This is a genomic window from Salinibacterium sp. SWN167 (assembly GCF_015864665.1).
In the GTDB taxonomy this organism is placed as follows: domain Bacteria; phylum Actinomycetota; class Actinomycetes; order Actinomycetales; family Microbacteriaceae; genus Rhodoglobus.
In genome coordinates this window covers 455,874-467,399 of the sequence record NZ_JADYWU010000002.1, presented here as the reverse complement: position 1 = coordinate 467,399, position 11,526 = coordinate 455,874, and the positions used below count along the sequence as shown (strand labels likewise).

The window sequence follows — 11,526 nt, the reverse complement described above, 5'->3', positions numbered from 1 at the left end:
GAGGGCTGTCTTTAGTGGTCGAGCCACTTCTCGGCGAGGTGATCAGCCGAAATGCGGCGAATCGTTCCCGAGTGTGAGCGCAAGACGATCGACTCGGTGCGGATGATGGGTCCGTAGCGGCGCACACCCTTCACGAGCCCGCCATCCGTGACGCCGGTCGCAACAAAGAACGTGTTATCGCTGGAAACCATCTCGTTGGCCGTGTAAACGTGATCGAACTTGAGCCCGGCATCCATTCCGCGCTGACGTTCGTCGTCAGTTTGCGGGTACAAGATCGTCTGGATTTCGCCGCCGAGTGCCTTGATGGCACACGCCGTGGCAACACCTTCAGGGCTGCCGCCGATGCCGACACACATGTCAATGCGTGTGCCGTACAGCGCGGCGTTGATTCCGCCAGCAACGTCACCGTCGAGCATGAGACGTGTACCCGCACCAGCTTCGCGGATGTCGTCAATGAGTTGAGCGTGACGGGGACGGTCGAGCACTGCAACCACAATGTCTTCGGGACGCTTGCCCTTGGCCTTCGCCAGAGCACGAATGTTGTCGCCGATGGGACGGTGGATATCGATGATGCCGATACCTTCAGCACCCGTGACGATCTTGTCCATATAGAAGACAGAGGAGGCGTCGAGCATCGTGCCGCGGTCAGACACCGCAATCATCGAGATAGCGTTCTGTCGCCCGGCCGCCGTCAGCGAGGTGCCGTCAATCGGGTCAACCGCGATGTCGCAGGCGGGCCCACGACCGGTGCCCACGTGCTCACCGTTGAAGAGCATGGGGGCGTTGTCTTTTTCGCCCTCACCGATAACGACGAGGCCGTCGAAGTCGACGGTGCCCAAGAACTTGCGCATGGCATCAACCGCGGCACCATCAGCGCCAAGCTTGTCGCCCTTACCAATGAAGGGAACGGCGCGAATCGCCGCCGCTTCGGTTGCCCGCACAAGCTCAAGAGCGAGGTTGCGATCGGGATGGAGGAATAGCGTGCCGGTTTCTGTACTCACCTAGAGGCATCCTTCGTTGAAATTGGTCGACTGGGGACGCGCCGGTGGTGGTCAGCGCTTAGTCAGTCTAACGGAGCGGAGCGAACTCGACGCTGATCAAACGTTGTCGGTTACCTCATGAGACATCGCGCCCTGCAACAGTTCGCGCCGCCCAGAAGGGGTGGCTAGAATCGAGGCGAGCCGGACCAGAGCGGTAATCGGTACCGTACGAGGAGAGACAACAATGCCCGTCGCAACCCCAGATCAGTACGCAGAAATGCTCGACAAGGCGAAGAAGAACTCCTTCGCCTACCCCGCCATCAACGTATCGTCGTCGTCCACCATCAACGGTGTGCTTCAGGGACTCAGCGACGCTGGTTCCGACGGCATCATTCAGGTCACGACCGGTGGCGCAGATTACTTCGCTGGCCAGTCGGTCAAGGCTCGCGCTTCCGGAGCTCTCGCTTTCGCCGCGTTTGTCACCGAGGTTGCCAAGAACTACCCGGTCACCGTTGCACTACACACCGATCACTGCCCCAAGAACGCTCTCGATGACTTCGTCTACCCGCTCATTGCGGCATCCGAAGCTGAGGTCAAGGCCGGCCGCAACCCGATCTTCCAGTCGCACATGTGGGACGGCTCGGCTGTTCCTCTTGCCGAGAACCTTGAGATCGCCAAAGAGATCCTGCCTCGCATGAAGGCCATCAACTCGATTCTCGAAGTTGAGATCGGCGTTGTCGGCGGAGAAGAAGATGGTGTCAGCCACGACATCAACGACAGCCTCTACACGACGCTGGATGACGTCATCGCTACCGTCGACGCCCTCGGCCTCGGCGAGCAGGGCCGCTACATCGCAGCCCTCACGTTCGGCAACGTGCACGGTGTGTACAAGCCCGGCAATGTGAAACTCCGCCCCGAACTGCTCGGCGAGATTCAGGCCGGCATCGCCGCGAAGTACGGCACTGGCGCCAACCCCCTCGACCTCGTGTTCCACGGTGGATCGGGATCGACAGATGAAGAAATCGCGACCGCTGTCGCCAACGGTGTCATCAAGATGAACATCGACACCGACACCCAGTACGCCTACAGCCGCTCCGTCGCTGACAGCGTGCTGCGCAACTACGACGGCTTCCTCAAGGTTGACGGCGAAGTCGGAAACAAGAAGGTTTACGACCCCCGTGCTTGGGGCAAGGCCGCAGAATCCGCTCTCGCACTGCGTGTTGTCGAAGCAACGAAGCAGCTCGGTTCGGCTGGATTCTCCAGCAAGTAACGCTCTCAACGAATAGGGGCTGGCCTTCGGGGCAGCCCCTATTTGTCGTTAACGGCAGCTGATGCGATTACTGCAGGCTCTCGACGTAAGCAATGAACCCGGGATCGCTGAGCACGGCGACGAAGATCGCGACCATGAGCGCTATCCCGGCGATGCTCGCCCCGATGAGGGGAATCCAGAAGGCGATTCGTTTGCGCTGAATCTGCAGCAACGCGAAGATAATCGTGAGCACGAGGGCGGCTACGCGAACGATGTTGGCTACGCCTCCGGCGTCGCTCGCGAGGGCGTCTGACGTGAAGTCGCCCATGCCCTGAGCGGCGAGGCCCTCCCGCAATACTGGGCCAAGGTTCGCCACCGTGCCGAACGTGTTGATGATGTCCACGACGCCAAAGAGCAACAGGGTTGCGGTGAGAAAGACGTCCCACAGGCGATATTTGCGCTCGGGGGCTGCGGTGGATGTGCCGTGACCGGTAAGACCGGCCGCTGCACCGCGCTGATACTGCGCGTTCAGCGAAGAATCGGGCATGATCGGCGGCAACATCGCGCCCGGACCAGCCGGTGATTCGACCGAAGGCTCCTCACTCGTGCCTTCGGGTGCTGCAGGAGGCAACGGTGCATACTCGCCGTATTGGGGGCGTGGGCGCGGGTCAGTCATGAACTCTATTGCCAATCAAGTTTGCGATTGCGGCCACCGAGGCCGCGCTCATCGGGGTTGCCTGCAGCGTCGGTGCGCAGTTCTTTGGGCAGCGAAAACATGAGGTCTTCCTCGGCGGTGACGACGGTGGAGACATCGCCGTAGCCTGCTTCTGCGAGGTCAGCCAGCACTTCTTGAACCAAAACTTCGGGAACGGATGCTCCGCTCGTGACGCCAACAGTGGCGACACCGTCGAGCCACTCTTGCTTGATTTCGCTCGCGTAATCGACCCGGTATGCAGCCTTGGCGCCGTACTCAAGAGCGACATCCACAAGGCGGACCGTGTTGGAGCTGTTGGCGCTGCCAACCACAATCACGAGTTCAGCGTCTTCGGCGACCTTCTTGATGGCAACCTGACGGTTCTGCGTGGCGTAACAAATGTCGTCGCTCGGCGGGTCTTGCAGAGTGGGGAAACGTTCGCGCAGCAGGCGAACCGTCTCCATCGTTTCGTCGACGCTCAATGTGGTCTGCGAAAGCCAGACGAGGTTGTCGGTGTTTTCCACCACGATGTTGGGCACATCGGCGGGGCTGTTGACGAGGATGGTGCGCTCGGGCGCGTGTCCCATCGTGCCTTCAACCTCTTCGTGGCCATCGTGGCCGATGAGCAAGATTTGGTAGTTGTCGCGGGCGAAGCGAGTCGCTTCGCGGTGAACTTTGGTAACGAGGGGGCAGGTGGCGTCGATCGCGTGCAGCTCGCGATCGGAGGCTCCCTTAACGACAGCCGGCGAGACACCGTGGGCCGAAAAGACAACGGTTGATCCCTCGGGGATCTCGTCGACCTCATCCACAAAGATCGCTCCCTGTGCTTCGAGTGTTGTTACAACATGAATGTTGTGAACGATCTGCTTGCGGACATAGACCGGAGCGCCGTAGTTAGCGAGCGCCTTTTCGACAGCAATGACAGCGCGGTCGACTCCCGCGCAATAGCCACGCGGGGCCGCCAAGACGACGCGTTTTGCGCCTGCGACCGGCAAATTTTTCAATTGCTCTCGGCGTGCGGGCATCGGGGGCATCGCTAGCGCTTGGGCGCTTCCGTTAGAAATGGTGCTCACTTGGATGATTCTACCGAACACCGCTGCACGAACGCCGAACGGAGAGCAGTATCAGCGGCATCCTCTACCCTGTAATCAGAAGCTTGAGGAGGCTAGGTGACGATCACAGAGGCACCGCCCACCGTCGATACTCCGTGGCCAGTGTCGGTGTTGTCGCAGAAGATCCGCGGTTGGATCGAGCGGCTCGGCACAGCGTGGGTCGAAGGCGAAATTACCCAGTGGGGTGGTTCGGGCGGCAACATCTACGGCAAGCTCAAAGACCTTGAAGTGGATGCCACCATCTCGTTCACCATTTGGTCGTCGGTGCGCACCAAACTGCCCACCGATCTCAAGCAGGGCGATCGCGTTGTCGCGCTCGTCAAACCCAACTACTGGGTCAAGGGTGGCACCCTCACGATGCAGGTGCTCGAGATGCGCCACGTCGGGCTCGGCGATTTACTCGAGAAACTTGAACTGCTGCGCCAGAAATTGCGCGCCGAGGGTCTCTTCGAGCACAAAAAGCCCCTCCCCTTCTTGCCGAACTGCATCGGGCTTGTCACGGCGAAAGACAGCGACGCTGAAAAGGATGTCATTCGCAACGCTCAGTTGCGCTGGCCCGCCGTGAAGTTCCGTACGGCCCACGCCGCAGTGCAGGGTGAGCGCGCCGTCTCTGAGGTTTCGCAGGGCATCCGAGAATTGGACGCCGATCCCGAGGTCGATGTCATCATCGTCGCCCGCGGTGGTGGCGATTTTCAGAACCTGCTCGTGTTCAGCGATGAATCCTTAGTGCGAACCGCAGCGGCCTGCGTTACTCCGCTGGTGTCGGCGATTGGGCACGAGAACGATCGACCGCTGCTTGACGAGGTTGCTGATTTGCGGGCATCCACCCCCACCGATGCGGCAAAGCGTGTCGTTCCGGATGTCGCTGAAGAGTTGAGTCGAGTGCAGCAGGCACGCTCCGGCATGCGGCTGCGCATCACCCAGCGGCTCAGTTATGAGGGCGATCGTTTAGAAGCGCTCCGCACCCGCCCGGTGCTAGCGAACCCGGTGTCGCTTGTCGACACGCACGCCGATGAGCTTTCGCGTTACGTCTCGCGCAGCAACGAGCTGGTGGAGCGCGCGATTGAGAAAGCGCACGCCGGGGTCACCGAGCTGACGGGCCAATTGCGAGCTCTCTCCCCTCAACGCACGCTGCAGCGCGGCTATGCCATCGCGCAGCTGCCAGATGGCACTGCCGTGCGTTCCACTTCTGATGCCCCCGACGGCACCGAGCTCCTGCTCACCGTTGCCGACGGCAAGATTTCCACCACCGTCACCGGCCAGCCGTCTGACAACTAGAGAACAGTAGAATTACATCGTGGCTACCCCCAACGAAACCCCCGTCAGTGAGCTCAGTTATGAAGAGGCTCGGGATGAGCTCATTGCTGTAGTCAACGAGCTCGAGCAGGGCTCGGCAACACTCGAACAATCGTTGGCGTTCTGGGAACGCGGCGAAGCTCTCGCCCAGCGTTGCGAAGAGTGGCTTATCGGCGCCCGCGCCCGCCTCGATGCTGCCCGCAGCGGCGGCACTGCTGATGGCGCTGCTGACGCGAGCGCCGACCACTAATGGCTAAGAGCACCGAACCGCGCATCGTCGCCGAGCTGGGTCGCCCCGAAACTCCCGAAGAGACTTTCGCGCGCAAGGCAGAGAACTCGCGCAAGCACCGCGCCAACCAGACGCTCCTCAATTTGGTCGGCGCCACTGTGGCATCCCTCGTTGTCGTGTTGTTTCTTGTGCTTGTTGTTGTTCGCCCTAGCGAAGAAACCCCTGTGGTCGCCGATTACCAGACGATCGCCGCAGATGCCCAGACCGATGCGAGCGAACCACTTCTTGCTCCCTCCCTGCCGGAGTCCTGGTACGCCAACTCGGCGCGATTGGGAACCACATCATCGGTGCAGACCTGGTACATCGGACTCGTTACGCCATCCACTGACACTTCGGGGGCACAGTTCATCGCGCTTGAACAGGGCATCGAAGCGAACCCCACCTGGGTCGGAATCGTGACGGATGGCGCGCTCGCTACCGGCACGATCGTGATCGACGGCATCGAATGGACGGTTTACGATCGCCGCTCTGATTCCGACACCGGAAACTATGCCTACGCGCTCTCGGCGGAGCTCGCGGGCAGCACTGTTGTTTTGCATGGAACCGCCGCAGATTCCGAGTTTGAACTACTTGCGGCGTCCATCGCCGCCGATGTGGAGACACCATGACGAATCCCACCAAAACACCTGCCCAGGTCTGGAACGAAATGTCGCGCGGCAATGAACGATTCGTTGCTGGCGCACCGGCGCATCCCCGTCAAGATGTCGAACGTCGCACCGAACTGGCCAATGCTCAAGCCCCGCACGCCGCGCTGTTCGGCTGCAGCGACTCCCGCCTCGCGGCTGAAATCATTTTCGACAAAGGCCTCGGAGATCTCTTCGTCGTTCGAAACGCGGGTCAGGTCATCTCCAGCTCCGTCGTGGGCTCCCTCGAATATGCGGTGAGCGTGCTCAACGTGCCGCTGATTCTCGTTCTCGGCCACGACGAGTGCGGTGCTGTTGCTGCTGCTATCGAATCCCAGACAGCGGATGCTCCCGCGCTGCCCCCGCACATCCAATCGTTGATTTCAAAAATTGTGCCCGCCGTTCGTCGCGTTGCGGGCAGCGAATCAGGCACGGTAACGATTGATGAGATCAACGCCTACGACGTTGGACGCATTCATTTGCGCGCCACCATTCTTGAACTCATGAATGCGTCAGAACTCATCAGTGATGCGGTCGCCGCAGGTACCCTTGCAGTAGTAGGCGCGAACTACCGTTTGCTTGAGGGTCGGGCTGTCCCCGACCTCGTTATCGGCACGGTTTAGCGCCCTCCACCACGTCTCACCCAGTTCGCTCGCAAACAAAGGATTACAACGCTGTGACGAGTTCCACCGAATACCGCATCGAACACGACACCATGGGCGAGGTTCGCGTGCCCAAGGATGCCCTCTACGGCGCTCAGACACAGCGCGCAGTAGAGAACTTTCCCATCTCGGGCACTGGCCTCGAGCCCGCACAGATCGTCGCTCTCGCCCGCGTCAAGCGTGCCGCCGCAATCGCCAACAGCGAACTCGGCAAGCTCGACCCCGCCATCGCGGATGCCATTGTGGGCGCTGCAGACCAGATCATCGATGGCCAGTTCCACAACCAGTTCCCGGTAGACACGTACCAGACCGGCAGCGGCACCTCCTCGAACATGAACATGAACGAAGTTCTTGCTCGACTCGCCACCGACTCGCTCGGCAGTGCCGTTCACCCCAATGACCACGTGAACGCATCACAGTCGTCGAATGACGTGTTCCCTACCTCGGTGCACCTTGCCGTGACCGGTGCGCTCATCGGTGACCTCATCCCGTCGCTTGAACACCTCGCTGCAGCCCTCGATGTGAAGGCCGAACTGTGGAAGGGTGCTGTCAAGGCTGGCCGCACCCACCTCATGGATGCCACTCCCGTGACACTTGGCCAAGAATTTGCCGGCTACGCCCGCCAGATTCGTCTCGGCATCGCCCGCATCCAGTCGGCAATCCCCCGCGTCGCAGAGGTTCCCCTCGGCGGCACCGCCGTGGGCACCGGAATCAACACTCCGCTCGGCTTCCCGCAGCGCGTGATCGAGATCCTCGCCGAGAACTCCGGCCTGCCGATCACCGAAGCCGAAGACCACTTCGAAGCTCAAGGTGCTCGCGATTCGCTTGTTGAAGCGTCTGGGGCACTTCGCGTTATCGCAGTCTCCGTCACTAAGATTTGCAACGACCTCCGTTGGATGGGCTCCGGCCCCAACACCGGCCTCGGCGAACTGCAGATTCCCGACCTCCAGCCCGGCTCCTCGATCATGCCCGGCAAAGTCAACCCCGTCATCCCTGAAGCCGTGCTCATGGTGTGCGCTCGCGTTATCGGCAACGATGCGACCATCGCCTGGGGCGGAGCATCCGGAGCCTTCGAACTCAACGTTGCAATCCCCGTCATGGGAACGTCGCTGCTCGAGTCGAGCCGCCTGCTCTCGAACTCGTTGCGCGCCCTCGCCGACAAGACCGTTGACGGTCTCGAAGCGAACCTCGAGCGTGCTCTGGCTCTCGCAGAATCATCGCCGTCGATCGTGACGCCGCTGAACAAGATCATCGGGTACGAAGCAGCTTCCAAAATCGCCAAGCACGCTGTTGCACAGTCAATCACCGTGCGTGAATCCGTGATTGACCTCGGCTTTGTCGAGCGTGGCGAAGTCACGCTCGAACAGTTGGATGCCGCCCTCGACGTTCTGTCGATGACGACGCCTGGCTAACTACCTGTTTGCACCAGCGTGAGGGGCGTTCCGTCGAGACTTTCGACGGAACGCTCTCCTATTACGTCCTTCAACGTGATCGGAATGAGAACTGAGCCGGTGAGGTCTTCACCGAGCGGGCATGCTTCAGCGTTGTCAGGCTTTGACCCATCGCTCGGCGTGGGCAAGCCGTACTGAACAGCGATTTGCACGCTCTCGGGCCCCTCAACAACGACAACCCGACGAGGAACGCACAGCAGCGGGCCACGCACATGAATCAAGACATCAGCTCGACCAATCGTCGAATCTGTATCGTCGGGCTCACTGCCGATGTAGCCCGGAATATTCGTGGTACCGAGCCGCGAAAATGGTTCGAGGTCGAGCAAATACAGCGGCGCCGCCTCATCGTCGTTCACCGGGAGATAATTCTCGATCGGCACTTCAACGAGGGTAGAATCAGGCGACTTCGCGGGTTGGAACGTGCGGTACACAAACAAGGGTGCTGGCGACCCCCACGTCTGTTCGAGAACGCTGACGTGCGCGGCTTCTTGCGGGGTGCGTGAGGTAGTAGCGATCACGGCGAATACCACCATGAGCAGGGCGAGCCCGAGCGCAATGCCAGCGATGAGTTGGCGGGAGGCATAGGCGGCCCCACCTGGTTCTGAGGAGTGGGCATTAGCTACCGACCACGAAAAAAGACTCCGCCATTGGTTTCGGGGTGCGAGTATCGCCCACACCGCGGCAACCCCAAGGGGAACTGCCAAAAACCACCACACCGAGCCCACGAGAAAACCCTACGTTGTCTGAGCACGCCCCGCTGACACTCACGCGGCGTGCTCAGACTTTGTCAGCCAATCGTCAGACGAGCTAAGCCGTAAGGCGACCTTGTTCGTTAGGCGATGTCGTTACCTTCCAAAAGCTCGGTGACAAGAGCGGCGATAGCGGAACGTTCCGAGCGCGTGAGTGTGATGTGCCCAAAGAGGGAATGGCCCTTGAGGGTTTCAATCACCGAAGCGACGCCATCGTGGCGTCCGACGCGGAGGTTGTCGCGCTGCGCCACATCGTGAGTTAACACGACACGCGAGTTCTGACCGATGCGACTAAGCACTGTCAACAAGACATTTCGTTCAAGCGACTGCGCCTCATCCACGATCACAAACGCATCGTGAAGCGAACGACCACGGATGTGAGTGAGCGGAAGCACCTCGAGCAGTCCCCGATCAAGCACTTCCTCAAGAACATTTTCCGAGACAACGGAGCCGAGAGTGTCGAACACTGCCTGCGCCCACGGGTTCATCTTCTCAGCCGCATCGCCGGGAAGATAGCCCAACTCCTGGCCACCGACGGCGTAGAGCGGACGAAACACCATGATCTTGCGGTGCTGCTGTTTCTCCAGCACCGCTTCGAGACCGGCGCAGAGGGCAAGGGCAGACTTTCCTGTACCGGCACTTCCCCCGAGCGAGACGATGCCCAGTTCGGGATCGAGAAGCATCTCGATAGCCAGTCGCTGCTCGGCGCTGCGGCCATGCAATCCGAAGATTTCGCGATCACCACGAACGAGCGACATCGTGCCGCGGGCTGTTACTCGCGCCAAGGCCGAACCTCGTTCGGAAGTGACCACAAGCCCGGTGTTGATGGGCAGATCTCCCACCGCACGCGTCTGCAAACGCTCCTTGTCGTAGAGCTCGGCGACTTGATCGCCGCTGAGTTCAATCTCAGCTTGACCAGTCCAGCCCGAGTCCACCGCGAGCTCGGCGCGGTACTCCTCGGCCGCGAGACCGATGGATGCCGCCTTCACCCGCAGGGGAAGATCTTTCGAGACCACCGTGACGTCCAGCCCCTCGTTGGCGAGGTTGAGCGCAACAGCGAGGATTCGCGAATCGTTATCGCCCAACTGCAGCCCGGAAGGAAGCACCGACATGTTGGAGTGGTTGAGCTCGACACGCAGCGTGCCGCCGTCATCGCCCACCGAGATGGGAAAGTCGAGGCGCTCATGCTTGACGCGCATCTCGTCAAGACTGCGCAGCGCTTGCCTGGCGAAGTACCCAATCTCGGGGTCGTTGCGCTTGGCTTCGAGTTCGGTGATGACCACGACGGGCAGAACAACATTGTGTTCAGCGAACCGCTTGATCGAGCTCGGGTCGGAGAGCAAAACAGAAGTATCGAGCACGTACGTGCGCTCGGCTTGTCGTGGGGCCCGCCCTCCCGCCTTCGACGTGGTGATCGTGGTCTTGGGGGTTGCTAGGTCGGCCAACGTGCACTCCATCCCCGAGTGCGAGCACTCGGATCCAGTCTGCGAAGACGGCCAGTACTTTACGAAAACGAACTTACGTGGCCGTCTCGATCAGGCGCCATACCTGATGGATTGAACGCTAAACCCGTCACGCAATCTGGGCACAGCGACACGCCACAAGACACCATCGCGTCACATTTCGTTCGTGGCTAGGCGCCGAAGCGGCGGTTACGCCGCGAGAAATCACGAAGGGCGCGCAAGAAATCGACCTCGCGAAGATCGGGGCCCAACGCTTCCATGAAGTACAGCTCGCTGTGGGCAGATTGCCACAGCATGAAGTCGCTAATGCGCTGCTCCCCCGAGGTACGGATGACGAGGTCGGGGTCTGGCTGGCCCTTGGTGTAAAGGTGCTCACCAATGAGCTCCGGGGTGAGAAGCTCAGCGAGAGCGTCAAGGCTGTGGCCCTCATCGCTGTGGTTGCGCACGATACGGCGCATGGCTTCAGCGATTTCGTGGCGTCCGCCGTAGCCGATGGCGAGGTTCACGTGCAGGCCGGTGTTGTCTGCGGTGCGCTCGTGAGCGCCCTTGAGTTGGGCTTTGAGCTGCTCGGGAAGGCCAGCATCCGATCCCACATGTTGAACGCGCCAGTCACGAAAGTGCGACAGATCTTCGGCAAGATCGCCAATGATCGTGAACAGCTCGTTCAACTCTTCGGGAGATCGACTGGTGAGATTGTCGGTCGAGAGCAGGTAGAGCGTCGCCACTGAAATATCGAGGTCGTCGCACCAGACCAGAAACTCTCGATACTTGGCCGCGCCGGCGCGATGACCGTGGGCTGCCGTCTCAAGATCCTTCAATTTGGCCCAACGCCGGTTGCCATCGATAATCATGGCTACGTGGCGCGGCAATTGCTGGCCCTCTAGCTGGCGCCGCAGTTTTTTCTGGTAAAGACCGTAAAGAAAACCGCGACCTAATGCAGACTGTCGCTTACTCACGG

12 protein-coding genes are annotated in these 11,526 nt (G+C 60.6%); 6 read left to right on the top strand and 6 right to left on the bottom strand.

Annotated features, from left to right (window positions below; all coding sequences use genetic code 11):
- Positions 1-11: 11 nt before the first annotated feature.
- Positions 12-1,001 (bottom strand): class II fructose-bisphosphatase, encoded by a 990-nt coding sequence (gene glpX / locus I6E60_RS12135; RefSeq protein WP_197125616.1) that lies wholly within the window; start codon positions 999-1,001, stop codon positions 12-14.
- Between the two features lie 223 nt (positions 1,002-1,224).
- Between glpX and fbaA the strand changes: the two genes are divergently transcribed.
- The gene (gene fbaA / locus I6E60_RS12130; RefSeq protein ID WP_197157733.1) at positions 1,225-2,250 is read left to right on the top strand and encodes a class II fructose-bisphosphate aldolase; all 1,026 of its coding nucleotides are present in this window, start codon (positions 1,225-1,227) and stop codon (positions 2,248-2,250) included.
- Between the two features lie 67 nt (positions 2,251-2,317).
- Here the strand turns inward: fbaA and I6E60_RS12125 are convergent, their stop codons facing one another.
- Positions 2,318-2,905: a DUF6264 family protein gene (locus I6E60_RS12125; protein WP_197180553.1), complete on the bottom strand. Its 588-nt coding sequence runs from the start codon at positions 2,903-2,905 to the stop codon at positions 2,318-2,320.
- Positions 2,906-2,910: 5 nt separating this feature from the next.
- Positions 2,911-3,957 (bottom strand): 4-hydroxy-3-methylbut-2-enyl diphosphate reductase, encoded by a 1,047-nt coding sequence (locus I6E60_RS12120; RefSeq protein ID WP_197158055.1) that lies wholly within the window; start codon positions 3,955-3,957, stop codon positions 2,911-2,913.
- A gap of 135 nt (positions 3,958-4,092) precedes the next feature.
- Between I6E60_RS12120 and xseA the strand changes: the two genes are divergently transcribed.
- From xseA to I6E60_RS12095, 5 genes are read left to right on the top strand one after another with little or no spacing between them, the layout of a single operon-like run.
- Entirely contained in the window at positions 4,093-5,313 is a 1,221-nt protein-coding gene (gene xseA, locus I6E60_RS12115; RefSeq protein WP_197180551.1) for an exodeoxyribonuclease VII large subunit, read from the top strand.
- Positions 5,314-5,332: 19 nt separating this feature from the next.
- The gene (locus tag I6E60_RS12110) at positions 5,333-5,581 is read left to right on the top strand and encodes an exodeoxyribonuclease VII small subunit (protein ID WP_197180549.1); all 249 of its coding nucleotides are present in this window, start codon (positions 5,333-5,335) and stop codon (positions 5,579-5,581) included.
- A complete protein-coding gene (locus I6E60_RS12105) occupies positions 5,581-6,228 on the top strand; it encodes a DUF4245 domain-containing protein (RefSeq protein WP_197125625.1) in 648 nt (215 codons plus the stop codon). Before I6E60_RS12110 ends, I6E60_RS12105 begins: the two co-directional genes overlap by 1 nt.
- Entirely contained in the window at positions 6,225-6,866 is a 642-nt protein-coding gene (locus I6E60_RS12100; protein ID WP_197180547.1) for a carbonic anhydrase, read from the top strand. The genes I6E60_RS12105 and I6E60_RS12100 overlap by 4 nt, the downstream gene beginning before the upstream one ends.
- A gap of 53 nt (positions 6,867-6,919) precedes the next feature.
- Positions 6,920-8,317, top strand: coding sequence for a class II fumarate hydratase (locus tag I6E60_RS12095; RefSeq protein ID WP_197125629.1), 1,398 nt, complete (start codon positions 6,920-6,922; stop codon positions 8,315-8,317).
- Here the strand turns inward: I6E60_RS12095 and I6E60_RS12090 are convergent.
- The 3 genes from I6E60_RS12090 to I6E60_RS12080 form a co-directional block, all read right to left on the bottom strand.
- On the bottom strand, positions 8,314-9,081 hold the full coding sequence (locus I6E60_RS12090; RefSeq protein WP_197180545.1) for a fumarate hydratase: 768 nt from the start codon (positions 9,079-9,081) through the stop codon (positions 8,314-8,316). The two genes, I6E60_RS12095 and I6E60_RS12090, sit on opposite strands and share 4 nt — an antisense overlap.
- 107 nt (positions 9,082-9,188) lie before the next feature.
- Positions 9,189-10,562 (bottom strand): PhoH family protein, encoded by a 1,374-nt coding sequence (locus I6E60_RS12085; protein WP_374189223.1) that lies wholly within the window; start codon positions 10,560-10,562, stop codon positions 9,189-9,191.
- A 176-nt stretch (positions 10,563-10,738) separates the two neighbouring features.
- Complete coding sequence (locus I6E60_RS12080; protein ID WP_197125634.1) at positions 10,739-11,524, bottom strand: isoprenyl transferase; 786 nt, start codon at positions 11,522-11,524, stop codon at positions 10,739-10,741.
- Positions 11,525-11,526 lie beyond the last annotated feature (2 nt).